The sequence below is a fragment of the Variovorax sp. OAS795 genome, from assembly GCF_040546685.1.
Classification (GTDB): Bacteria; Pseudomonadota; Gammaproteobacteria; order Burkholderiales; family Burkholderiaceae_C; genus Variovorax.
The window spans coordinates 2,793,569-2,817,829 of record NZ_JBEPOH010000001.1 but is presented as its reverse complement, the minus strand read 5'-3'; the positions used below and the strand labels follow the sequence as shown (position 1 = coordinate 2,817,829).

22 protein-coding genes are annotated in these 24,261 nt (G+C 64.2%); 8 read left to right on the top strand and 14 right to left on the bottom strand.

Annotated elements, in window-relative coordinates:
- On the bottom strand, positions 1 to 1,683 hold the full coding sequence (locus ABID97_RS13525; protein ID WP_354398977.1) for a DUF1302 domain-containing protein: 1,683 nt from the start codon (positions 1,681 to 1,683) through the stop codon (positions 1 to 3).
- 416 nt (positions 1,684 to 2,099) lie between these two features.
- Here ABID97_RS13525 and ABID97_RS13520 point away from each other — a divergent pair, with 416 nt between their 5' ends.
- Both ABID97_RS13520 and ABID97_RS13515 read left to right on the top strand, forming a co-directional pair.
- On the top strand, positions 2,100 to 3,143 hold the full coding sequence (locus ABID97_RS13520) for a WD40/YVTN/BNR-like repeat-containing protein (protein ID WP_354398976.1): 1,044 nt from the start codon (positions 2,100 to 2,102) through the stop codon (positions 3,141 to 3,143).
- Between the two features lie 6 nt (positions 3,144 to 3,149).
- Complete coding sequence (locus tag ABID97_RS13515) at positions 3,150 to 5,558, top strand: efflux RND transporter permease subunit (protein WP_354398975.1); 2,409 nt, start codon at positions 3,150 to 3,152, stop codon at positions 5,556 to 5,558.
- Here ABID97_RS13515 and ABID97_RS13510 read toward each other — a convergent pair.
- The 9 genes from ABID97_RS13510 to ABID97_RS13465 all read right to left on the bottom strand — a co-directional run bounded on the left by ABID97_RS13510 (position 5,555) and on the right by ABID97_RS13465 (position 14,823).
- On the bottom strand, positions 5,555 to 7,030 hold the full coding sequence (locus ABID97_RS13510) for an NAD-dependent succinate-semialdehyde dehydrogenase (protein ID WP_354398974.1): 1,476 nt from the start codon (positions 7,028 to 7,030) through the stop codon (positions 5,555 to 5,557). The genes ABID97_RS13515 and ABID97_RS13510 overlap by 4 nt on opposite strands.
- Before the next feature lie 11 nt (positions 7,031 to 7,041).
- Positions 7,042 to 8,085, bottom strand: coding sequence for an ornithine cyclodeaminase family protein (locus tag ABID97_RS13505; RefSeq protein WP_354398973.1), 1,044 nt, complete (start codon positions 8,083 to 8,085; stop codon positions 7,042 to 7,044).
- A 48-nt stretch (positions 8,086 to 8,133) separates the two neighbouring features.
- Entirely contained in the window at positions 8,134 to 9,033 is a 900-nt protein-coding gene (locus ABID97_RS13495) for a Bug family tripartite tricarboxylate transporter substrate binding protein (RefSeq protein WP_503012771.1), read from the bottom strand.
- A 44-nt stretch (positions 9,034 to 9,077) separates the two neighbouring features.
- Complete coding sequence (locus ABID97_RS13490) at positions 9,078 to 10,097, bottom strand: dihydrodipicolinate synthase family protein (RefSeq protein ID WP_354398972.1); 1,020 nt, start codon at positions 10,095 to 10,097, stop codon at positions 9,078 to 9,080.
- A gap of 135 nt (positions 10,098 to 10,232) precedes the next feature.
- Positions 10,233 to 11,150 (bottom strand): LysR family transcriptional regulator, encoded by a 918-nt coding sequence (locus ABID97_RS13485; protein WP_354398971.1) that lies wholly within the window; start codon positions 11,148 to 11,150, stop codon positions 10,233 to 10,235.
- Positions 11,151 to 11,182: 32 nt separating this feature from the next.
- A complete protein-coding gene (locus ABID97_RS13480; protein ID WP_354398970.1) occupies positions 11,183 to 12,403 on the bottom strand; it encodes an FAD-dependent monooxygenase in 1,221 nt (406 codons plus the stop codon).
- Positions 12,315 to 13,493, bottom strand: coding sequence for an MFS transporter (locus tag ABID97_RS13475; RefSeq protein ID WP_354398969.1), 1,179 nt, complete (start codon positions 13,491 to 13,493; stop codon positions 12,315 to 12,317). Before ABID97_RS13475 ends, ABID97_RS13480 begins: the two co-directional genes overlap by 89 nt.
- Positions 13,494 to 13,515: 22 nt before the next feature.
- Positions 13,516 to 13,863, bottom strand: coding sequence for a Rieske (2Fe-2S) protein (locus ABID97_RS13470; RefSeq protein WP_354398968.1), 348 nt, complete (start codon positions 13,861 to 13,863; stop codon positions 13,516 to 13,518).
- 9 nt (positions 13,864 to 13,872) lie between these two features.
- Positions 13,873 to 14,823: a VOC family protein gene (locus ABID97_RS13465; RefSeq protein WP_354398967.1), complete on the bottom strand. Its 951-nt coding sequence runs from the start codon at positions 14,821 to 14,823 to the stop codon at positions 13,873 to 13,875.
- A 277-nt stretch (positions 14,824 to 15,100) separates the two neighbouring features.
- On the opposite strand from ABID97_RS13465, the gene ABID97_RS13460 reads away from it, so the two are divergent.
- Complete coding sequence (locus tag ABID97_RS13460; RefSeq protein ID WP_354398966.1) at positions 15,101 to 16,081, top strand: Bug family tripartite tricarboxylate transporter substrate binding protein; 981 nt, start codon at positions 15,101 to 15,103, stop codon at positions 16,079 to 16,081.
- 19 nt (positions 16,082 to 16,100) lie between these two features.
- On the top strand, positions 16,101 to 16,952 hold the full coding sequence (locus ABID97_RS13455; protein WP_354398965.1) for an ABC transporter substrate-binding protein: 852 nt from the start codon (positions 16,101 to 16,103) through the stop codon (positions 16,950 to 16,952).
- A gap of 18 nt (positions 16,953 to 16,970) precedes the next feature.
- Here the strand turns inward: ABID97_RS13455 and ABID97_RS13450 are convergent, their stop codons facing one another.
- From ABID97_RS13450 to ABID97_RS13435, 4 genes are all read right to left on the bottom strand, one after another.
- Positions 16,971 to 17,552 (bottom strand): TetR/AcrR family transcriptional regulator, encoded by a 582-nt coding sequence (locus ABID97_RS13450; RefSeq protein WP_354398964.1) that lies wholly within the window; start codon positions 17,550 to 17,552, stop codon positions 16,971 to 16,973.
- A 284-nt stretch (positions 17,553 to 17,836) separates the two neighbouring features.
- The gene (locus tag ABID97_RS13445; RefSeq protein ID WP_354398963.1) at positions 17,837 to 18,430 is read right to left on the bottom strand and encodes a cupin domain-containing protein; all 594 of its coding nucleotides are present in this window, start codon (positions 18,428 to 18,430) and stop codon (positions 17,837 to 17,839) included.
- A 40-nt stretch (positions 18,431 to 18,470) separates the two neighbouring features.
- Positions 18,471 to 19,481 (bottom strand): fumarylacetoacetate hydrolase family protein, encoded by a 1,011-nt coding sequence (locus tag ABID97_RS13440; protein WP_354398962.1) that lies wholly within the window; start codon positions 19,479 to 19,481, stop codon positions 18,471 to 18,473.
- Positions 19,482 to 19,488: 7 nt separating this feature from the next.
- The gene (locus tag ABID97_RS13435; protein ID WP_354398961.1) at positions 19,489 to 20,487 is read right to left on the bottom strand and encodes a fumarylacetoacetate hydrolase family protein; all 999 of its coding nucleotides are present in this window, start codon (positions 20,485 to 20,487) and stop codon (positions 19,489 to 19,491) included.
- Between the two features lie 229 nt (positions 20,488 to 20,716).
- Here ABID97_RS13435 and ABID97_RS13430 point away from each other — a divergent pair, with 229 nt between their 5' ends.
- The 4 genes from ABID97_RS13430 to ABID97_RS13415 all read left to right on the top strand — a co-directional run bounded on the left by ABID97_RS13430 (position 20,717) and on the right by ABID97_RS13415 (position 24,196).
- On the top strand, positions 20,717 to 21,601 hold the full coding sequence (locus ABID97_RS13430; protein ID WP_354398960.1) for a beta-keto acid cleavage family enzyme: 885 nt from the start codon (positions 20,717 to 20,719) through the stop codon (positions 21,599 to 21,601).
- Between the two features lie 17 nt (positions 21,602 to 21,618).
- A complete protein-coding gene (locus tag ABID97_RS13425; RefSeq protein WP_354398959.1) occupies positions 21,619 to 22,086 on the top strand; it encodes a PaaI family thioesterase in 468 nt (155 codons plus the stop codon).
- A gap of 80 nt (positions 22,087 to 22,166) precedes the next feature.
- The gene (locus ABID97_RS13420; protein WP_354398958.1) at positions 22,167 to 23,249 is read left to right on the top strand and encodes an aromatic ring-hydroxylating dioxygenase subunit alpha; all 1,083 of its coding nucleotides are present in this window, start codon (positions 22,167 to 22,169) and stop codon (positions 23,247 to 23,249) included.
- Entirely contained in the window at positions 23,246 to 24,196 is a 951-nt protein-coding gene (locus tag ABID97_RS13415) for a PDR/VanB family oxidoreductase (RefSeq protein ID WP_354398957.1), read from the top strand. Before ABID97_RS13420 ends, ABID97_RS13415 begins: the two co-directional genes overlap by 4 nt.
- The last annotated feature ends 65 nt before the right edge of the window (positions 24,197 to 24,261 follow it).

Genomic DNA, 24,261 nt, shown 5'->3' with positions numbered 1-24,261 from the left:
TCAGAAGGTCCGACTCACCGAGAGAGCGGCGAAATCTCGCCCGTGCAGGAACTGGCGATAGGAGAAGTTGTTCTTCGCGTCCAGCAACGTGCCCTTCGGGCCGAAGAACCGCGTGTAGGCAAGGCTGAACTTCCACACCCCGAGGTATGTGCCGTTCAGACCTACAGTGAGGTCGCCACCGTTCTCCGGCGGCATGGCGATACCCAGCGCGCGCGAGCGAGAGCCCTTGGGGCTATAGCCGATGCCGATGGGAACGCCGATATCCAGTCCGGATACGACCTGCCGGTACACAGGCTCGAATTGCATGCGTAGCGCGACGGCGTCGCGGGTGGAGTTGGCATCGATCGCGTCAGGGTTCTTGCTGACCGACAGGACACGGTTCCAGGCGATCTCTCCCAGGAACGTCGCCTCGTTGAAGAGCGACGTGCGTGGGACGGTCCACAGCACATTGAAGTTGACATGCGCCGTTTTCCCGACCGCATAGGCCGGGTTGTCACTGTTGTTGTTCGCCGGCCCGCCAAAGAAGGACTTGTTCACGGCACCGCTGCTGCTCGCGAGATCCTGGTTGTGGCGGATCGACCCTTCGACAGCCAGGTTGACATCTCCGAAGGTGCGTGAAGCGCTCGCGCCGAGCGCCGTGATGCCCTGCGGATACACCAGCCGATAACTGACCGGACCCGGGATGACGCCGCCGAAGCTGCTGGGCGCCATGCCAACGGAAATGACTTGCTGGAAGGTCTTTTCATGGAAGCGGATCAGGTACAGGCCATAGTCTGTTTCGTCGGACCGCAGCCGCAGCTGGATGCCACCTTGGCCACTGTTGCGTGCGCGCTGGTCATCGAGGCGCGGGGCATTTGCCGCGAAGGGGCTGCCCGGCCCTGCGAGGAGAAGTCGCTCGGCACCTTCGGGATTGGTATCCACTCCCGAAAAGTAGCTTCCGGCTGCCGGGAGACGATTGGGGCGCCACTTGAACTGGTAGTAAGCGCCGACCGAGAAGGACGGCGTGATCTGGAACTGAGCCGATACCTGCGGGACCGGACGAATCGCCTCCTTGAACTGCGTATTCGGGACGGAGATGAGCTTGGTTACGTCGACAGGGTTCATGCCGCCCGCGATGGCGTTGTTTCCGAAGAACAGGCTTTCACCCCAGACCAGGCTGTGCTGTCCGAGCCTCACAGTGCTCCGTACGGACCCGATATCGAAGCCGCCGAACACGAATCCGTCCAGCGCCTCGAGCTTGCGGCCATGCAACCGCCGCATCGTGTTCGTGAATGCGTTGAATGGTACTGAAGTCTGATTGGGAAATGCCCCGCCGGAGAACCCGGGGTTGTCGTTCGCCCGGTTGTAGACATCGTCGTACCAGCCCGCAGCGCTGAAGCGCAGACCGTAGCGTTTCGCGTACACGGCGTCGAACTCGGAAAGCAGGTCGAGCCGATTCGAGACCAGGCCCTTGTTGAAGTTGCGGTCCCCGTCATCGTTGTTCGGGCGGCCGAGCAAGTCTGCATCTTGCCCTCGCAGCCGGGCGGCGGCGCTGTACTTGACCGTGTTGTCCCATCGAACACTGAGATCGGGGTTCCCCGTATCGAAGTCGATGGCGAACGCATTGGCTCCGGCTACGCAGGCGGTTGCGCCCAGCGCAAGCCGCCGCAGTTTTGCGGACGACGGCAGACGGTTTCTTTTCACTTGGATCTCCTCGTTGGTGTACTGGAAGTGCTTGATGGCGTCGGTACTGGATGCCGCGTTCCGGCGCACCGCAGCAGGGTCTTTTTTGAAAGAACTATCAGGCGGCTCATGTAAGCCGAGCTAATTACAAAACTGTACGTATCGAATCATCAATGTCGATTCGGTGTTTACCCCGAGAGGGACGAAACAGACGCCGAGTGCATTCCCGATTGACGACCCAAACATCACCTCCTAATATCTTCTACGAGCCGTTCCGTATCGTATTGGTCGCAACGATTTCATGGCGCGGCTCCGAGTCGCTGCCCCCCCAAAAGCAATGGAGACGTTCAATTGAGTTCCAGACAATGTCCTGTGCCGCAACCGGCTTGCGGCTGTTCCCGGTTCGGAAGGCACTCGCACATTCACGAGATCGCGACATGAAGCGGCGCACCTTCGTTGTGTCCCTTTCAACCTGCGGTAGTGCCTGGGCCAGCCCGGTGAGTCCCGCCCTGGATCGACGCGCCTTGACGGTGCAAGCGCCCTCTCGCTCGGTGTTGCTTGGGGTCGCGCGCGCAGGAGGCCGCTTTGTGGCAGTCGGCGAGAGAGGCATTGCGGTGATTTCGGACGACGGCTGCCGCACGTGGCAGCAAGCACAGGTGCCGGTCAGCGTGTCGCTCACTGCCGTCGCGTTCGCGGATGATCGGCGAGGCTATGCGACGGGTCACGGTGGCACCGTCCTCGGCACCACGGATGGCGGTCTGACCTGGAAGCGCCTCCTGGACGGACGCGTGATCGCGGCGAAGATGCAGGAAACTGCCATGCGCGAGGGAGATGCAGCCCAGCGCCAGGCCGCCGATCGGATGGTGGCGGACGGCCCTGACAAGCCATTGCTGGACCTCGTCGTCTCCAGTCCCACCGATGTGTTCGTCGTGGGCGCCTACGGCATCGCACTGGCCACCGCAGATGGCGGCAACACGTGGTCGGTGCGTTCGAGCCTGCTGGACAATCCCAAGGGCCTGCATCTTTACGCCGTGCGACGCCGCGGCCAGATCATCGCAATCGCCGGGGAACAGGGCCTCCTCTTGCGCTCTGACGATGGTGGCCTGAGCTTCCGCAGGCTGAGCTTGCCCTACCAGGGCAGTTTTTTCACCCTTGAACTGCCTTCCGCACGTGAAGTCATCACTGCAGGCATGCGCGGAAATGTCTGGCGCTCCGCGGACGCAGGCAGCACCTGGCAGCAGCTTCCATCGCCTTCGGGGGCCGCCATCGTTGCTTCCGGCCTGCGCGCGGACGGCAGCGTCGTGCTTGCGAGCCAGGCGGGGCAGTTGATCTCCAGCACGGGCGCGTCTCTGGAGGTGATGAAGCTTCCGCCGCTTCCGCCTCTTACCGGGGTGCTGCCTCTTACCGGAGAAGCACTTCTCGCACTCAGCGTAGAGGGCGCGCATCTCCTCCCTCCCCTTGCCGGCAAGACAACCTCCTGATCCATCATGCATCCTTCCAAAGGCAGCGAATCCGATTCCGCGCTGCAACTCAATCCGGCTTCAGGCTCGTTTCTCGAGCGCGCGATCTTCAATCACCGGCGGGTCATCATGTGCCTGTGCGCACTGATTACCCTCGTGCTCGGCTGGCAGGCAACGCGGCTGCAGCTCAATGCGAGTTTCGAGAAAACGATCCCCGTCCATCATCCGTACGTTCAGAACTACCTGAAGCACCAGACGGACCTGAGCGGCCTCGGCAATGCCGTGCGGATCGCGGTAGCGAATCCCGGCGGCACGATCTACGAATCCGCATATCTCGATGCGCTGCGCCGGCTCAGCGACGAGGTCTTCCTCATCCCTGGTGTGGCACGCAACCAGATGAAGTCGTTGTGGACGCCCACGACCCGCTGGGTTGGCGTCACGGAAGACGGCCTCGAAGGTGGGCCGGTGATTCCCGACGGATACGACGGATCGGCCACAAGCCTCGCGAACCTGCAATCCAACATCGCTCGATCCGGAGAAATTGGACAGCTGGTGGCCTTGGACGCCCGTTCCAGCGTGATTTACGTCCCCTTGCTGGCAAAAGGCTCCGACGGACGGCCGCTCGACTACACCCAGCTGGCCACCCGCCTCGAGGAGCTTCGCACGAAGTACGAGACGCAAGGCCTGACCCTGCATATCGTCGGCTTCGCCAAGATCGTCGGCGATCTGATCGAAGGCGTGCGCTCCGTGGTGCTGTTCTTCGGCTTCGCCGTCGTGATCGCGGCGGGCATGGTTTTCTGGTACACGCGATGCCTCCGATCGACTGCGCTCGTACTGGTCGCATCGCTGACCGCCGTGGTGTGGGAGCTTGGACTGCTCCCGACGCTCGGATTCGCCCTCGACCCGTATTCGATACTCGTGCCGTTTCTCGTTTTTGCGATCGGCATGAGCCACGGCGCGCAAAAAATGAACGGCATCATGCAGGACGTCGGACGGGGAATGCACAAGCTGGTTGCGGCTCGGCTCACATTTCGCCGCCTCTTTCTCGCGGGCTTGACGGCGCTGCTCGCCGACGTCGTCGGGTTCGCCGTGCTGCTGGTGATCGACATCCAGTCGATCCGCGAACTGGCCATCGCGGCCAGTCTGGGCGTTGGCGCCTTGATCTTCACCAACCTGATCCTGCTGCCGGTGCTTCTAAGCTACACCGGTGTCAGCGCCAAGGCGGCGGAACGCAGCCTGAGATCGCAGCAACCCGGCACGGCAAAACACCCCGTCTGGGCCGTGCTCGATCTGTTCACGCACAAGCGATACGCCAGCCTGGCGGTGATCGCCGGCCTGATCATGGCGGTGGCAGGGATGTTTGCAAGCACGCACCTGAAGATCGGCGATCTCGATCCAGGGGCACCGGAGCTGCGCTCCCACAGCCGTTACAACCGCGACGTCGCGTTCATGAATGCCGCCTACGGCGCTTCGAGCGATGTGCTCGCCGTCATGGTGAAGGTGCCGGACGGCCAGTGTTCCAAGTTCGAGACACTCAACAAGGTCGACGCGCTGGAGTGGGAGTTGCGCCAGCTGGAAGGCGTCGAAAGCACCAATACGCTCGCACTGCTGAATCGACGCGTCCTCACCGGATTGAACGAGGGAAACCCGAAATGGTTCGAGTTTCTTTCGAATCAGGACATGCTGAACACGGTGACGGCCGGCGCTCCAAGGGGGCTCTACAACGAAGCGTGCAACCTGTTGACGATGTATGTATTCCTCAGGGATCACCGCGCCGACACGCTGACGCGCGTGCGAGAGCACGTGGAGCAATTCGCCCGAGAGAACGACACCACCGACGTTCGCTTTCTGCTGGCTGCTGGCAATGCCGGGATCGAGGCCACCACCAACATCGTCGTCAAGGACGCCTGGCGGCAGATGCTCTTCCTGGTCTACGGCGCTGTCATCGTCCTTTGCTTCGTCACGTTCCGGTCCTGGCGTGCGGTGGTGGTCGCCGTGCTGCCGCTGGTGCTGACCTCCTTCCTTGCGGAAGCCTTGATGGTCGCCCTGGGCATGGGGATCAAAGTGGCGACCCTGCCTGTCATTGCCCTGGGGGTCGGCATCGGGGTCGACTATGCGCTGTACATCCTCTCCGTGACGCTGGCGCAGCTGCGAGACGGCAAGTCCTTGTCGGAGGCCTATCACCAATCCCTGCTTTTCACCGGCAAGGTGGTCATGCTCACCGGGTTCACGCTTGCAGTGGGCGTCATCACGTGGGTTGCGAGCCCGATCAAGTTTCAGGCCGACATGGGTGTGCTCCTCGCGTTCATGTTCCTCTGGAACATGCTCGGAGCGCTGGTGCTGCTGCCGGCCCTCGCGTACTTCCTGCTGCCGACGGGTACCAAGTACCCTTCCACCGCTGCAGCCCTGCGTCCAGCGGAAAATCCGAGTCTTTAACTGAACACGGGCGCAAGCCCATCCCAGCACAGGTACTTGACCTCCAGGAACTCCTCGATGCCGTGGTGCGAGCCTTCGCGTCCCAGCCCGCTTTGCTTCAGGCCGCCGAACGGCGCCACTTCGTTCGAGATCAACCCGCAGTTGATGCCGATCATCCCGGACTCGATGGCCGCCGAAGCCCGCCAGATGCGCGCGGCGTCGCGGCTGTAGAGATAGGCGGCAAGCCCGAACTCGGTCGCGTTGGCAATCGCGAACGCCTCCTCGTCCTTCTCGAAGCGAAAGAGCGGTGCGAGAGGGCCGAAGGTCTCTTCGCGCGCCAGCGCCATGTCCGACGTCGCACCGGTCACGACGGTCGGCTCGAAGAAGCGGCCTCCCAGCGGATGGCGATGTCCGCCGTGCAGCACGATGGCACCCTGCGCGACGGCATCCGCGATGTGCTCCTCAACCTTCCGCACGGCCCCGTCGTCGATCAGCGGACCGAGTTGAACGTCCGGCTCCAGGCCGTTGCCGACGCGCAGCTTGCGGACGCGCTCGACCAGCTTGGCGGCAAACGCGTCGTACACGCCGCCCTGGACGAGCACCCTGTTGGCGCTGATGCACGCCTGGCCGGTGTTACGGAACTTGGCCGCGACCAGGCCGTCTGCGGCCGCATCGAGGTCCGCATCGTCGAAGACGATGAAGGGTGCGTTGCCTCCCAGTTCCATCGAGCACTTCTTGATCGTGCCCGCGGCTTGCGCCAGCAGCACGCGCCCCACTTCGGTCGAGCCGGTGAAGGTGATCTTGCGCACGAGAGGATGCGATGTGAGCTGGCTGCCGATGTCGCGCGTGTCATTGCCGGTCACCACATTGAACACACCCGCGGGGACGCCGGCGCGCCGCGCCAGCTCGGCCAGCGCGAGTGCGGTGAGCGGCGTCTGGCTCGCGGGCTTCACGACCATGCTGCAGCCCGCAGCCAACGCCGGCCCCGCCTTGCGCGTGATCATCGCCGCCGGAAAATTCCAGGGCGTGATGGCCGCGCAGACGCCGATCGGCTCCTTCAGCACCACGATGCGCTGGGTTTCCTTGGGCGCGGGAACCACGTCGCCGCGCACCCGCTTGGCTTCCTCGGAAAACCACTGGAGGAACGATGCCGCGTACTGAACCTCGGTCCTGGCTTCGGCCAGCGGCTTGCCCTCCTCCAGCGTGATCAAGGTTGCCAGGTCATCGCTGTGCGCGACCATGAGCTCGTACCAGCGGCGCAGCACCTCGGAGCGGTGCTTGGCCGTGGTCTTGCGCCAGCCGAGGAAGGCGCGGTGCGCCACCTCGATGGCCTGCGCCGTCTCGTCCTGCCTGAAGCGGGGCAACTCGACAAGCGGCTCATCGGTGGCAGGGTTGTGCAAGGTGTACTTGCCGTGCGGCGTGGCATCGATCCACTCGCCGTCCACGAAGGCGGCGGCGCGGAACAGTTCGGGATCTTTCAGCAGGTTCTTCATGGTTCTTTGCATCAGCCGATGCGCTTGGTTTCGAATCGGATCGGCAGCGGCGTCGCCAGGCCGGCGGCACGCGCGAGGTCGAGGATCATCCCGGCGACCACCACGTCCTGCAGTCCGGAGCCGACCGACTTGTACATGGCCACCTCGCCTTCGCGGCGGGTGTGGCTCGCCTTGCCGGACATCAGGTCGTTGAGGCTGACGCACTTGGCCTCCGGCTCGACACCGTCCCGCCGCGCGGCCAGCATGTCGCCGGATTCCTCGAGCACTTCCTCCACGTTGTCGCAGACGATGAGGCCGGCACGGGCCACCACGCTGCTGTCGACTTCGCGCTGGTCCGGCAGCGTCGATCCGATGGAGACCACCGTCGCATGGGGCGCGAGCCACTCGCCGTGCAGGATGGGTTTCTCGCCATAAGAGCGCGCAGCCGCCAGCACGATGTCTGCGCCGCCCACGGCTTCTGCGGGCGACTCGACGGCATGCGCGCGAACGCCCAGCTCGGCGCCCAGGGCTTTCGCGAAGGCCTCGCACTTGCGCGGTGTGGGGCTGTAGACCTTGATCTCGTGCAGCTCGCGCACCGCGGCGATGGCGAGCGTATGCATGCGCGCTTCCAGGCCGCTGCCAAGGACGGCGAGGCTCGCGGGGCGCTCCGGCGCGAGCCGGTCCAGGGCCGCGGCCGACGTGGCGGCCGTGCGGTAGGCCGTGACGAGGTTGCCATCGACGATCGCGGCCAGCGAGCCCGTGGTGGCATCGAACAGGACGACGGCGTACTCGAGCTGCCGACCCGCCGCACCGAAGGCCATGCCCATCAGCTTGGCGCCGTAGTAGCGCGATCCCGGCGGTACCGCGGTCATGGTTCGCAGCGACGCACGCTCCGCGGCGCCCGCGGCGATGGTGCGCCGAGGCACCGCGCTCGGACCCATCGGCCGCGCATAGGTTTGCTGCAAGGCGCGCACCGCCGGCAGCCACTGGAAAACGGCAGCCGCGGTTTCGGAGGAGACGAACACGGGCGCATCCGCTGCGGCGACTTCGGGGAGATGGAGGTTGATTGAGTTCATTCGAATTTCAGCTTGGCTTCGTGGATGACGCGCCTGTACAGATCGGTGTCATGGCGCACCTGGTCGATCAACAGGCTTGGCGGGCCGGCACGCGGGACCATGCCGAGTTCGCGGAAGGGCGCCTTCAGCGCCTCTTTCTGCAGGACGGTGTTCAGCGCCTGGTTCAACCGCTCGATCACCGGTGCGGGCGTGCCCGGCGGCGCAAAGATGCCGAGCCAGGAATTCGCTCTCCATGCCCTTGAGCCCGGCTTCCGCCACGGTGGGAATGTCCGGCAAGCGCGGATCGCGGTCGGTGCCCGACACCGCGAGGATCCTGACCTTGCCGGTCTTCGCCAGTTCGAGGGCCGTGCCGTCGAAGGTGAGATCGACCCGGCCCGCGGCCAGCTCGGTGAGCGCATTCGCGGTGGACCGGAACGGCACGTGGACCAGATCGGTGCCGGTCAAAGACTTGAACAGCTCACCCCCCAGGTGCGCCCCGCTGCCCGGGCCGGCGCTGCCATAGGTCAGCTTGCCCGGGTTCTTGCGTGCGTAGTCGACGAACTCCCGCAGCGTTTTCACCGGCAGTTGCGCATTGACGACCACGGCGATGGAATAGACCGAAGCAATGCCCACCGGCACAGCAGCCGTGGGCGCGTCGTACTTCACCGAAGGGTCGACCAGCGGAAGAATGCTGTAGGCGATGTTGGTCAGCAGCAGCGTGTTGCCGTCCGGCTTGGCGCCGAACACGGCGGAGGTCCCGATCCGCGTGCCGCCCCCGGGCCGGTTCTCGACGATCACGGGCTGCCCCAGCACCTGGCCCAGTTGCTCGCAGATGACCCGCCCGCCGATGTCGGTAAAGCCGCCCGCGGCATAGGGCACGATCACGCGGATCGCCTCGGCGGCGTGCACCGATGAAAGCAGCAGGCCGCCCATGCCGCCGATGAATGTGCGGCGTCTCAGGAGTGTCATGGTCTTGTCTCTTTTCTTTGTGAAGCGGCTGTCCGGCAACCGCGTCAGCAGGGATGCCGGCCAACCATGAAGGCGCTGTCCGGATCGGAGGTCACCGGCAGTCCCGAAGCCACCAGCCCCTGGCGAAGCACCTTCAGGAACCGGTCGGGGATGCGCATGGCCGGAGCCCGCAGCGGGCCGCCATTGAAGCCGGCGAGCCAGTCCTGGTACTTCCACATGGTCCTGTTCAGCACCGACGTGCCGCCGATGTAGGCCTGCGTGGCGGCGCCGTTCGCGCCGCGCGCCGGGTTGACCTGCCAGTACAGCTGCATCGCCTCTTCCCACTTTCCGGTGCGGGCCAGCTCGAAGGCGCGCGGATAGTAGTCGCCCATCCACTGCGTGTTGCTGGTGCCGGAGAACTGCATCTTCATCAGGCTCATGAGCGGGATGGCATCGCCCTCGATCGGGCAGCTGATGACCACCTCGTCGCGAAAGTGGTGGTACATCTCGCAGATGCCGGCCGGCAGCGGGAAGCCCTGCTCCGACTTGATCGCCACGATGTTCGGGCATGCGTCGAGCAGCCGCCGCACCAGCGCGACCGACATGCCTGCCGGATGGATGCGCTCGAAGCCCCAGGCCGGCAACGGAAACAGCATCACGCCCAGCTGGGTCGCGTCGCACATTTCCTTGGTGTAGTCGAAGACTTCCTGCTCCGTCGTCGGCCAGAACTGCGCGGGATAGGACAGCAGCACCATGGTGGCGCCGGCGGCCTCCGCGAGCTTCACAGCCTGGATGTTCTCCGCCAGCGTGTTGAAGGCCGCATGGAAGAACAGGCCGAAGTCCGGGCCCGCCGTGTCCGCCGCCCAGGCGGTGAACTGCGCGTTCTCCTCCGGCGAGATGGCCACTTCGGCGCACAGCAGCGTGTGCTTGAACCCGAGTTCCTTGGCCAGCGCCACGTCATGGCGGATGCCGCGTTCGTTCAGGCGCTTGAGATCGGCGGAATAGCTCGGGATGGTCACGGCGGAGCAGCCGGTCAGGTTGTCGCGGGCCCAGGCCCGCGCGTCTGCGCGCTTGTAGGTAAGCATGTTTGTCTCTCTCGGTTGTGGTGGCTGGAACGCTGTCCTCATCGAGGCACAGCAACGATGAAAGGCACTTTAGGTTTGCTGCGCGCGATGAGCGAGAGTGCGCACGCGATAGCAGCTATCCGCTCCGGCGAAAGCTCAGGCGCCGGAGCTTTCTTGCGAAAGGATCGCGGGGGACATCGATAGCAAGAGCGCGTGGATCTCCCGCGTCGCCAGCGTGTGCGGCCGGTGGCGGGCGACCGCGAGCACGATCGCGCGCGACAGCACCGGCTCCACGATCTTCAATGCGGCGAGCCGGCCCTGGTCGTGCGCAGCAATGGAAGGGGCGGTGATCGCATAGCCCGCGGCAGACGCCGCGATCTCGTGCTGCAACCGGATGGAATTCGCCTCGGCGACGACACGCAAGCTCTGCCCCATCTTGCGCGCCAGCACGACCAGCCGCTCGCGCAGCGGATGAGGTTCGGCGGGCAGCACCAGCGGCAGCCGGGTGACTTCCTCGAAGCGAATCTCCCGCCGACCTGCGAGCGGGTCGTTGCTGGCGGCCACGAGGCAAAGCGCGCCTTCCATCAAGACGGGCTCGTCCGCGCTCGCCTCACCACCGTCACGCAGCAGCAAGGAAAGATCCAGTCGTCCCTGGTCCAGCATCTCCTGCAGTTGTGAACTGGAGCCCTCCGTCAGGTGCAATCGCACCTGGGGAAACTGCTTGAGGACGCGCTGGTAAAGCGGACCCGCGAGCGATGGCACGGTGGAGGGCAGCAGCCCCAGGCGCACGTCGCCCACCGGCACGCCCCTGCTCGCGCGCACGTCGTCGGCAAAGCTCTCCGACTCGGCGATCAGCCGCTGTATCCGCGGGTACAGCTGCTCGCCGAGTTCGGTCAGGACCACCCCGCGTCCGGTGCGGCGAAACAGGGGGGAGCCCGCGTCGCGCTCGAGCTGGGCGATGCACCGGCTCACCACCGACTGCGGAACATCCGCCGCCACGGCCGCGCGCGACACCGACCCCAGCTCCGCCACCTTGACGAAGTGGTGCCAGGCCGCGTCGACGATGGACTTCATGCCCGTGATCTTCTTCGCGGCCGTGGGGACACTCACATGGGCTGGCCGAGATACTGGTACGTCTGCAGCAGGAGCGCGGCCGATCTTTGCGGATTCGGCACCGCTTCCTGCTCGTACTTGCACAGCTGCAGCGAGGCGTTCCACACCGTGGAGACGCGCTCGAACCGGCGGTTCGTATAGGCCGCCAGGGCCTCCGGAATGCTGCTTTCGGCCTGGAGGCAATTGGCAAGCACCACCGCGTCCTCGATGGCCATGCCGCCGCCGGAAGTCATCTGCGGAGTCGGCGAGTGCGCCGAATCGCCGATCAGAACCACCCGGCCGCGATGCCAGGGGGCCGGCACGAGCGTGACGTCGAAAGGACGAACCAGGACTTGCTGCGGGCTCGTGATCAACGCCAACGCGTCCTGGATCACCGGGGCGGAGAAGCCGGCGAGTCGCTCGCGGACCAGAACATCCAGCTGGTCGTCCGGCCAATGCAGGTGCTGGGCGCTGTTCTCCAGGAAGAACAGGTAGCACGTCTCCTTCGACGTCGGCAGCGCGCCGACGGCGCGCTTGCCATCGGGCGAGCGATAGAGACAGAAGCCATCGACCTCGGGCGGCCGCGGCGCATTGAAGCGCCAGGCGCTCTGGCCGGCAAAACACACGCGATGCTCGGCACCGAAGAATTGCTCGCGCAGTTTCGAGTAGGCGCCGTCCGCTGCAACCACGAGATCGTAGGCAGCCTCGCGCCCATCGGAAAACTCCACTTCCACATGGTCTCCGCGATCGGTCACGCTCCTGGCGGTGAGGCCGCGTTCCATCTTCGCTCCTGCTTCGCCAGCTGAAGTCTCGAGGATTCGCGCAAGTTCGGGACGGCGGATGCCGATGCCGGGCGGTGTGGGGTTGGACATGAGCAATTGCCCGGCCGCATCGTATTGCTTGAACACCTCGAAACGAAGGCCGCTATCGAGACAAGGCTCGGCCAGGCCGATCTCCGAAAGGGCGCGCATGGTGTTGTGAAGCAGGCAGATGCCTGAGCCGAGCGTGGATCTGGCCGGCTGGATGTCGATGCAGTGGGTCTCCAGGCCTGCCTTGGCCAGCGCATAGGCCGCCGTGGCGCCGCCGATGCCACTTCCGACCACCAGCACCCGCTGAGTCTTGTTCATGAGCGTGTCTCCTTTTCTGTCATGTTTGTGGTTGAGTCCTTGCCACCTGCGCATCGGGTTGCGCAGAGTGGTTTCGCAGTTGCAGATAGAAGCAGAAGGCCACGGCATCGATCGCGACTGCCGCCCAGCCGATGGCCCCATAACCGAAGTACTTCACCAGGGTGCCACCCAGGACCGGACCGATGGCGGAGCCGACCATCAGCATGGCGGGCGTCGCCGATACCGCGCGTCCGGACGGATCCAGCTTGGCCAGTGCCCCGAACGTGAAGATGTGCGTGAAGATGACCGCGGAGACGAAGAAGGCGCCGCTCGCGGCATAGGCGGGAAACGCGTTGCTCGACACAAGAACCACTGCCAGGATGGCTTGTGCCGTGGCGCCGCCAAGCACGACTTTGCGGGCATCGAGCTTGTGCTGCAGGAACGCGGCGACCGCGCCCGGCAGCAGATTGACGACGCCCACGGCGATCAGGACCAGATGCAGATCGGACGGTGTGAATCCGCGGTCTGCCCCCATCCGCTCCATGAAGGAGAACACCATGGCCTGCGTGACGTTCATCAGGCTGATGCCCGCCATCGCGCACCACGCCGCCTTCGGCAGCCGCGCCGGCCGCACGCCGGGCACGGCGGCTCCCGCCTGGGCGGGTCGCACCGTCGGGAATGCAAAGGCAGTGATGACGCTCGCCGCGATCATGATCGCGCCGAAGATCGCGAAGAGCCCTGCGCCTCCGACCTTCCCAATGATCTGCGGGGCAGCCGCCATGTAGGCAATGCCTAGGACGCCCACCGCAACCTGCATGAAGCCGAACAGCCGATGCGGATTGCCGGTGAGCGCGACGGTGCCATGCGTGATGCTCAACCCGATACCGGTTGCGATGCCGGCCAGCAGATGCAGGACCGCGAGTGTTTCGAACTGGCTGGTGCGCATGCAGGCCAGGAACGCAGCGGCCGACAGTGCGTAGCCCGCGGGTACGAGCCAGCGGCGGCCCCGCAGGCGATTGAAGCGCGGTGCCAGGCTCAAGCTCGCCATGACCCCGCCCGCCAGGAACAGCGTGGCCAGCGCGCCCGCCTGCTGTGGGTCGAAGCCGAACCGTGCGATGAGCGTTCCGACCCACACGGGCAGCGCGATGATGTCGATCATTCCCGCGCAGTGCGCGGCCATGAGCGCAACGCGCGCCCGCAAACCGGTTGTCGAATTCATTGGGAAGCCCTCGGGAAAGTTGTCAGCTCTCGGCGTGCGGCGATGCGATCCACAACGCCCCTTCATCGCATTCCAGCGCCACAGGCGTGAGTGCCTGCCCCAGGCATGGCCCCCTGGTGCAGATTCCGGTGTCGATGTCGAACACCGCGCCATGCCCATAGCAAACGATCGAATTCCTGTCGGCGCCCAGGTAGGCATCCTTGCGCCAGGCCAGCGGTGCGCCATCGACATGCGGGCAGGCGTCGAGCCAGCCTCTCACGCGGCCGCCGTGCCGGACCACGAACATCGCTTTTCGCGAGGTGCCGTCGGGAGCGAAGCCGCGAGCCGCCGGGTCAGGGAGTTCGTCGAGCCGGCACAGGTACGCGCGCATGCCAGCCCTTCAATGCGCCTCGCCGCCAGGCGGCGGTGGGCCGCCCGGTGCCCACTTGTCGCGGTGCTGAAAAAGGAAGATCTGCGATTCATCGACCTGCATGGGTGCTTCGCGCGCGACCCAGCTGTCGTCGTGCAGGTCCATGTCCGCGTCGTACTCCACGTGGCAGCCCACCGGACTGTTGAAGTACCAGAACCAGTTGGAGCCGAACTTGTGCCGGCCGGGCCCCCAATAGCTCTGGTAGCCCTTGGCTACGAACGCGGTGCCGCGTTGAAGCACCGCGGTGGGACCCGAGAGATGGAATGTGAAATGCTCGACGCCCTTCATGAAGGCCGGCGTCTGGATCAGGAAAAGCGTGTGGTGGTCCAGCGTTCCTGCCGGCTGAAGGAAACTGCCGGCATCGATGAATCGATCGGTGCATCGGAAGCCGAGCCGGTCCACGTAGAACCTGGAAGCCCTGGCCTGGTCGGGCACGAAGTACACGACGTGCGAGAGAGTCAGAGGCCGGTGCTCTGCGTTCGGGCTTGCGCCCAGGACGTTCGGACCGCGAGCCGGCTTGCTGCCCGGCGAATTCACCGCTTCGCCAGGCAAGTCGATCTTGCGCCGGACCGAGACCTGGAACCCGAGCACGAAGCCCATGTCGTCACTGGCTTCGATGGAACCATCGGCCAGGCGTTTCACTTCGCGGTCGCGACCCAGCTCATCGGCGATGGCGTCCAGCGACTGGCGATCCGCGACGCCATAGATCGTCTTGCGCAGCATCGTTCCAGTCTCCATGGGTGCAGGCAAGGACGCATCGTCCCGGCGCGCGATGACGATGGAGGTGCCGTCGACAGCCTCGAAGCGGCCACCGGCATCACTGACGTCGACGGGCGTCAGGCCATAGTCGGTGAAGTACTGAATGCAGGCTGCGACGTCATCGACGCCAAAGACCAGAGAGTCAGGTCCGAGGATGTTCATCCTTGCTCCTTTGGAATTTTGAAAACTCGGTCGGAAGTTGACCGCATCGACTTAGATACTAGACGCATCGTCTCGCTATTGAGCTAGGGCAAACCCTTGCGACTGGACGCGGTGTTGGTCTGGGGAAGCCCTACCACGTCCGCTACGGAGGGCATTCGATGCCGGCAAGCACGCCTAGGTGGTTTCCCCATATTTGCAATACGCTCCGTATTGCAATAATCGCCGCAAGTACCTGGCGCAATCCACTCAGTGCGTCACAACCTCCGGAGAAAAACCCATGACGATCTCGAGACGGCAGGTGCTAGGCACTGGCGCCGCGATGCTGATGACCCCTTTTGCAGGCCCTTCGGCAGCGCAGGACTATCCCAACAAGCCCGTGCGCATCGTGGTCGCGAACCCACCCGGGTCGGGACTCGACGCGGATTCGCGCTTCTGGGCCGCAGGGCTGACATCCCTGCTCGGGCAGTCTGTGCTCGTCGACAACCGACCGGGTGGCGCGACGACCATAGGCACTTCACTGGTCGCGAAGTCACCTCCGGATGGCTACACCCTGCTTGTCGGCATCCCGAGTTCGCTTTGCTACATGTCGGAGCTGTACACGAAGCTTCCGTACAAGCCTGACGATTTCGAAGCCATCAGCCAGCTCACCACCTTGCGCAGCGTGATGGTTGCCAATCCCAACCTTCCTGCCTCCACGGCGTCCGAGCTCGTGGCGTTGGCCAAAGCCAAGCCAGGTGCCATTTCTGCTGGAACCCTCGGTATCGGCACGTTCCAGCATTTGCTGGGCGAGTGGTTTGGAGCGATCACGGGAACCCGCTACCAATTTGTCCCATACAACACGACCAGTCCGTACACGGCGCTTCTGGGCGGCGAGACGCAAGTGATGTTCGACGCGCTTGCCGCCTCGATGAGCAACATCCAGGCAGGCAGGCTGAAGGCGCTGGCCGTCACGGGCAAGGGGCGGCATCCGCTGCTTCCAAACGTACCGACTTTCGAGGAGTTGGGCATGGGGGAGTACGACGCATCGACCTGGTTCGGCCTTCTTGCACCCTCGGGCACGCCGAAACCCATCTTGGAAAAACTCGCGACCGCGTGCGCTACCTTGGCCCGCAAGCCGGAGGTCATCAGCAGGTACCGCGACTACGGTGGAGAACCCGTGGGGAGCGCGCCGGCCGAGTTCTCCACCTTCATTCGCTCCGAACGCGCGAAGTGGATTCCGGTCGTCAAGCGCTCCGGAATCAAGCTCGAGTTGACCTGATACCGAACCGGACAAACCCATGACACCCACACTGCGAGTTCTTTGGTTCGTTCCGCCGCCGGTGGCCGTCGTCGCGGAGGGATTGGCGATGGTTGCCGAAGTGACCCTCCTCTCCCGGCGCAACACGTCTTCCGATGAACAGTTCGAAGCACTGGCCTCCGGTGAAACGGATGCCGTGGTAACGGCCATCGACAACGTCATGGACTGGAATCTGCGCGGTGGGCCGCAGGACTTCCGCGTTGTGGCGCAGCTTGAACGCACGACGCCCTTGACCGTTGTCGGGCAGCGGGATCGCACGTCACTGGAAGATCTTCGGGGTGCCACGATCCTGGTCGATGCGCCTCGCAACGGATTCATCGTGGCTCTGCGCGCAATGCTCGCCGATGCTGACGTCGGCCCTGAAGCGTATGTGCTGGAGCCGGTGGGCGGCGTCAAGGAAAGACACGATGCCATCGTCTCCGGGCGTGGCCACGCCACGCTGCTGGGCCCCCCATTCGACGCAATGGCCATTGCGGCAGGTCTTGCGCGGCTCGCGACGGTGCAGGGACGCTACCCGGCATTTCCGGGACAGGGCCTTGTGGTGAGCTCGGCGGCTTTGGAACGGATGCGACCTGCTCTTTCTGCCTGGCTTCGCAATCTCGAGAATGCTCGTCAGAGCATGGGGATCGCACCTGAGGCCGCACGACAAGCACTGACATTGGCAGGTTTCCCCGCGCCTGCGGTGGACGCCATGCTGGGTGCTACACCTGCCTCTCTGGTTCCAGATCGGGCCGGCATCGAGCTGCTCATCGAGCAGCGCCGCCGCGCGGGCCTGCCGGGAGCCGATACGACCTACGAGGGGCTGGTGGAAAGCTCGCTGCTTGGACGCTGACGCGCACGCCCCGAATCCTTAGGCGAGCTTGCGCTTCTTCGATTGCGTTGCGGCAGCAACCTTGCCGATGGGCGTCAGCATCTGCATGATGGCGGCGCAGTGCTGGTCCGCGAATTTCTTGTCCAGTGGCAAGTGCCTCATGAGGAGCCGGAAATAGATTGGCGCATACAGGATGTCCATCTGCAATTCCGTGTCCAGGTCGTCGCGTATTTCACCCAGGCGGCGCGCATCTTCAAGTACCTCGCGAACAACCGCTCGCCGCCCGTACCAGAAACGTTCACGGAACTCACGCAGTACATCCGGGTCGCTCTGCCCCTCGGCCATGATCTGCGAAACGATGCGCCCGGACCAGCCGCTGTACTCCTCGACCAGCAGATGCACGTGGCGCGTGAGGGCCTCGCGCGGGCTCTCGACTTTCGGCATGGGGGTGTGACTCAGGTGAGTGTGCAGGAATGCCTCGATGACCACTGCAGCCTTCGAGTTCCACCACCTGTAGATGGTCGCTTTGCCCACCCCTGCCTCGCGTGCGATCGATTCGATCGAGATCTGCTGCACGGGGGTTGCCTCCAGAAGCTTGAGCGTGGCTTCCAGAATGGCCATGCGCGAAGAATCACTGCGAGCCCGCCCGGGCGAACGTGTTCGCGTCGCGGCGGGACCCGGGGCGGCGGCCAGCTTGACTGCGGGTGAGCGGCCGCGAGCCTTGGCTGCGGTCCCTTGGGAAGTTGGTTTGGTAGGCAAGGAATTCCCGATGGCTATTTGGTAGGCATCATTATCTGGCCCCGGGCCCCGTCCTAAAAGCCATGAGTCGCAGCCGGGCGCGGCCGCGGCGACGCACGCGAGCGCCGGGAACAGCGCAGCGACCGCCGAGCACCGAGGTCAGCTTTTCATTTCGAGCCAGCTTTCGCGTCGGCATCCAGGTCGAGCAGCACGAATGCCATGCGGCAAAGCTTGCCTGATCGGTTCGCCCAACTGTGGTTGGTCGCTCTCTGGATCAGGATGTCACCGGCACGCATCAGCGTTTCCCCCTCGTCCATGAGGGCGTGGATCTCGCCCTCCAACACGATGGCATAGTCCAGCGACTGCGTCTTGTGGAACCAGAAGTGACGGGCGTCGCCCTTGTCCCGGACCCCGTGCTCGTCCAGGAACCGCGCCAGTTTCGCCGGCTCGTAGGCCTCGTCGGGCGGGAAGTCGACCACGCGAAGGAGGGAGCCCCCCTTGGAGTGAAAGCCGAAGGCTTGTCCGGCGGGTGCCGGATCGGGCCCTGGTGCGGACGCCTCGCCCGTTGCCCACAACACGTGGGCAACGGGGGTGTTCGGATCCGTGGTGTGGTTCGGGGCCGGCCCATCCGAAACGAAGACGGATTTGCCTTTCTCGTTCTCGCCGGTGACGATGCGGCGGACCGGCCGTACGTGCGCGGAGACCTTGTCGCGCAGTTGCTCGATCGTTGCTTCAGTATTCACGCCCAGTTCCCTTTTCATTAGCGGTATTTCGAGTTGTTTGGTTGCGCGAACTGCGCGATCAGGCCGTCTGCGGCGTCGAGGGCCCGATACATCTGTTGCGCTGGCTCCCAAGCCCTTCGATGGACGACTCCATCAGGTCTCCCTCCCGGAGGAATCGGTTGTAGTGCGTACCGTTCCCCGCAGGCGAACCGGTCGCGACGAGATCGCCGGGCCACAGTTGGACATGCGCGGTGATGTATTCGATCTGCCGGGCCACGTCGAACAGCATGTCGGCCGTGGACTCGTCCTGCATGGTCTGTCCGTTCAGCTTCAGCGTGATGCGCAGATCCTGCGCATCGGGCACGAAGCAGGCGGGCACAAGTACGGGGCCGAAGGGCATGAAAGTCGGCGCAGACTTGGACCTGAGCCAGTCGGTTCCCAACATCTTGTAGTCCGTGCGTGCGATCAGGTCGCGCGCAGACACGTCGTTCACGATCGCGTAGCCCGCGACGTAGTCGAGCGCGCGCTCACGGCTCACGTTGCGTGCGGGGCGCCCCATGATGACCGCGAGCTCCAGTTCCCAGTCGGGCTTGAGGGTGGTGGCAGGAAGCACGACGGAGTCGAACGCTCCCGTGATGGCTGAAGGCAGTTTCGGAAAGACGTAGGGCTCGCCGTGCGCCTTGCGTTCATCCATCATGTCTTCGGCCCACTTGCGCAGTGCCGGCCCCTCGAGCCCTTGCGGTCCCACGCCCATGTCCAGCGTCAGGTCGACCACGTGCTTGCGGTAGTTGGCTCCGGTGCAAAGCACCTGCCGCGGCAGATCGACCGGAGGATGCACCCGCAGCTTCGACATGGGCACCTCGCCGGTGTGCTGCGCAGGGATGCGCTCCCGCAGCGCGCGCAGCACCATCAAGTTGCGATCCCATTCCTGCAGCAGGTCGAGCACAGATGAATTCGCAGGCCACTCGGCTCCGCAATCCAGCGCGACGGTGTGCAGCGCATGCAGGGGCAGGACACGATCGCCGATGCACATGCCGGCAAATCGATCGCCCCCTTCGTGAGAGAAGGTACCAAGGGAAAAAGTCATCATCGGCTGCTCACATGAAAGGCTTGCGCGGGGTTGGCCACCAGGTGTCGTGCTCCCGTGGTCCCATGCGGTTGCGCAGCACGCCCACCCCCGAGACCTCCAGTTCGACCACGTCGCCAGGACTGAGGCTGCGGCCGAGCTCGAGAGCAGAACCGTTGCCCATCGTGCCGGAACCGATCACGTCGCCCGGCTGCACATGGTCCCCCAGTGACACATAGGCGATCAGCTCTTCGACGCTCCAGAGCATCTCCGAACTGTCGCCCTCGCCCCATGTCTCGCCGTTCACTCGAACGGACATGCCGATACGGTTGAGGTCAGCGAATTCATCGATCGTGGTGACCCAGGGACCGATGCCATAGGCAAAGTCCTTGCTCTTCGTCGGCCCCATTCCAATCGCAAACTCGTTGGCCTGCAGGTCGCGAGCCGAGAAGTCGTTGAAGATCGTGACGCCGAACAGGTGCGAGCGTGCTGTGTCGGGGGTGATGTTGTGGGCGGTGCGTCCGATGACCCACCCGATTTCCAACTCGTAATCCATCTTCTCGGCGCGCGCCGGCCAGGGCACTTCCGCCTCGTGCCCGATCACCGTCCAGGGCGAGCCCTTGAAATACCCGGGCACTTGCAGCAACGCAGGCGCAGGTGTGAGCTTCATTCGCTCGTGAAACTGCCGGATGTGCTTCACGAACGTGAGGCCGTCGCGCACCACGGATGGGTCACAAGCCGCGGCCCATTGCAGGCCTTCGATCGACTTCGAGGCATCGTTGCCGAACCGGGTGGCGGCTTCGTGGGCCGTCTCGAGGAACTCCTCGCCAAGAGCAATGGCAGCCGACATGCTCCCTGGGAACACGGCCGAGGCGTAGCGCAGCGCGGCATCGCGGCTTGCCCCGCGCGACTGCTGCCTCAGAACCTCCGCGGCGCGCAGGTCGATGACGCGAGATTGCTCCGGCTGCACCAGGCAAATGCGTTGAACGGGGCCGTCGACCCCCTGCATCACAAATCTTCCGAGTTTCACTGCGACTCCAGTAGTTGAACTATTACGATACTGTACGTCTCGTTTTCTACATGACATTTCAGTGTTTACCCCTATGAAGACTATTGGGATTTTTGAACATTCCCCAGTTGACTCGGTCGCAGATGGCCCATATAGTCATTTCGATACGATTCGTCTCGTACACGACCTGAGCCGCGCAACCACGGCGCCGCTCCAGGCACTTACTCCTATCAACACCTGGCAGCCATACATGAGCAAGCGCTCCCCCGTCATCATTTCTTGCGCCCTGACCGGCGCCGCAGACACCCGGGCAAAAAACCCCGCCGTCCCCGCGTCGCCGGAGGAGATTGCGGACCAGGCGATCGATGCCGCGAAAGCCGGTGCGTCGATCGTCCACATCCACGTCAGAGACCCGAAGACCGGCAAGTCCTCCACCAGGTTCGCCTACTACGAGGAGGTCGTGCAGCGCATTCGCGCCTCACGATGCGACGTGCTGATCAACCTGACGACCGGTCCGGGCACGATGCTGACGGTGCCTACCGATGCACCGTTTCGAGTGGCACCAATTGCCGACGCGGAACTCATGACGCCAACCGAACGGGTCGCGCACGTCGTCAAGCTCAAGCCGGACATCTGCAGCCTCGACGTCGCCACCATGAGCTTTGGTGACGCGGTCTTCGTCAATCCCGCCAATCACCTGCGCGAAATGGCTGCGCAAATTCACGCGTGCGGCGTCACCATGGAATTGGAAGTCTTCGACTTCGGCCATGCGCGCCTGGCGAGTCACCTGATTGCGACTGGCGCCATCCCGAAGAGCGCGTACTTCCAGCTTTGCATGTCGGTCCCCTGGGGCGCGCCCGCCACGCCGACGGTCCTGGCCGAGATGCAGCGCCTGCTTCCTGCGGGAGCGCATTGGAGCGCGTTCGGTGTGGGCCCGGAGCAGTTCCCGATGGTGGCGGTGGCGGCCATCCTGGGCGGGCATGTGCGCGTCGGCCTGGAGGACAACCTGTACGTCGCGCCGGGCATGCTCGCGCGCGACAATGCGGAGCTCGTCACCAAGGCCGCAAGAATCGTCGAGGATCTCGGCTTTGAGGTCGCCACACCCGACAACGCGCGCTCGACCCTCTTGGGCTGAGCCGGGAGTGCAGCGAGATGTCGGAAACCCAGTTGGCAGCAGACAATCCAACCCGTTCCTGCATAGCAAATGCGGTTGCCTCTGGAGGGCGAAACATTCCCCTGGAGATCAATCCCGCACTGGCCGGCTTGTCTGCCCTGCTGGTCGAGAGCGGGGAAAGCGAACTCGTGATCAGGTTCACTGCGCCGCACAGTGCCACGCAGGGCAATGGCGTGGTGGGCGGCGGCACGCTGGCGAACATGCTGGACCTTGCCATGGCCATGGCCGTGCTGTCACGGCTGAAGCCCGGCTACACCTGTGCCACTGTCAGCCTGACCATCAACATGCAGAGCGCCGGCCACCAAGGCAATTTCTTTGCGGTGGCGGGTGTGGACAGGGTCGGGCGGCAAATCGCCTTTGCGCACGCGAAGCTCTTTGATGCGGATCGCTCTCGCCTGATCGCCAGCGGGACCTCATCGCTCGTCGTGATGCCCGTTCAGGCATGAAGCGTCGCGGCGCCTTGGAGATTGATCCGATCGCATCGTTATTGCCCGCCTGCGCAAGTCGGGCACCTTAGGAGACAAGCATGTTTATCAAGAACACCTGGTACGTCGCAGCCTGGGATCACGAAGTCGAAACGGAAGGCCTGTTTGCACGGACGATCATCGGCGTGCCCATCCTCATGTTCCGCACGTCCGACGGCAAGCTGACCGCGCTGGAGGATCGTTGCTGCCATCGTGGCGCTCCGCTTTCGATGGGAAAGCGCGAGGGCGACTGCGTGCGGTGCATGTATCACGGCCTCAAATTCGACGCGTCCGGTCAATGCATCGAAGCGCCCGCCCAGCCGCGAATTCCTCCGCAGGCAAAAGTCCGGACATTGCCCGTGGTGCAGCAACACCGATGGATCTGGATATGGATGGGTGACCCCGCAAAGGCTGATCCCGCGTTGATTCCCGAGACTCCTTGGCTCGACCATCCGGATTGGCGCGGGCTCGACGGGTACATCCACTACGACGTCAACTACCTCCTGATCTGCGACAACCTTCTGGACTTTTCGCATCTGCCTTTCGTGCACCCGACCACTCTCGGGGGCGGCGCAGACTATGCCGAGCATCCGCCCAAGGTCGAGCGGCTCGAAGACGGTGTCCGCATCACGCGTTGGGTGTTGAATACCGAGCCGCCTCCATTCGTGAAGGCAGTGAAGGACTGGAACGGCAAGGTAGACCGCTGGAACATCTACAACTTCACCATTCCCGCCATCCTGTTGATGGACTCTGGAAATGCGCCGGCCGGCACCGGCGCACCGGAAGGCCGCCGCGTTGACGCAGCGGAGTTTCGCGGCTGCCAAGCGATCACTCCCGAGACGGAAAACTCGACTCACTATTTCTTCTCTCACCCGCACAATTTCTCGATCGACAAACCGGATGTGACGAAGTCGATTCACCAGAATGTGGTCACCGCCTTCGAGGAAGACCGAGCCATCATCAGCGCCCAGCAGAAGAATCTTTCGCTGGACCCGGCATTCAAGATGATGCCGTTTGCGATGGATGCCGCCTTGTCCCAGTTCCGCTGGGCCGTCCAACGTCGCTTGGAGCAAGAAGCCGCCGAGGCCTCATCGACTGCGGGCGCAGCCGAGCAGTCTATCGCCCTGCACCGCCGGGGCACATGATGATGCTGGACGTGGTCGTGTCACGCCTCACACATGAGGCCGAGGGAGTGGTGGGGGTCGAATTGCGTTCCGCCGATGGCGGACTGCTTCCCGCCTTCTCCGCAGGCTCACATGTGGACGTGCATCTGCCTGGTGGACTGTGCCGGCAATACTCACTCACCAATGCTCCCCACGAGCGGGAGCGATACTGCATCGGCGTCGGCCTTGCGCATGATTCCCGCGGCGGGTCCCGGCATGTTCATGAACGGCTGCGCGAAGGCGACCGGCTGGAAATCAGTGCGCCCCGCTCCCTGTTCGGTCTCCATCTCCAAGCCGAGGAGCATGTGTTCATCGCCGGGGGCATCGGCATCACGCCGATCATGAGCATGATTGAAGCCTGCAAAGCCAATGGTCAGCGCTGGCGCCTCCTCTACTCCGTACGCACGCTCGCCCGGGCAGCCTACCTTTGGCGCCTGGCGGAGCACCACGACCAAGTCCACCTGCACGTCGACGAAGAGAAAGGGGAGCCTGCCAATCTTGCTCACCTCTTGTCTTCCGTGCCGCATGCTGCTCACATCTATTGTTGTGGCCCGGGGCCCTTGATGGATGCAGTCGAGGCCGCAGCCGCAGACCGTCCGTCCGGCTCCCTCCATTTCGAACGATTCTCGGCGCAGGGCGCAAAGGTCGATGCCGCTGCCGATGGCGCGTTCCGGATCACGCTGAACCGCAAAGGCGCCACATTCGTGGTGCCAGCTGGCCGCTCGATCCTTCAAACACTCGAAGACAACGGGATCGAGCTGCCGTGCTCATGCCGTGAAGGCTTGTGCCGCACGTGCGAGACCCCGTTGCTGGCGGGCAAGGCAGACCATCGCGACTTCGTGTTGAGTGAGGAGGAGCGCAGCGCAAACACGTCCATCATTCTTTGCGTGTCTCGCGCGCTCGACGCCGAGCTGGTACTGGATCTCTGAACGCACCGCACATTGCCTCTTCCCACCGCCACTCCGCAGCCCGGCTCGTGTCGAAGCGCGGGCCA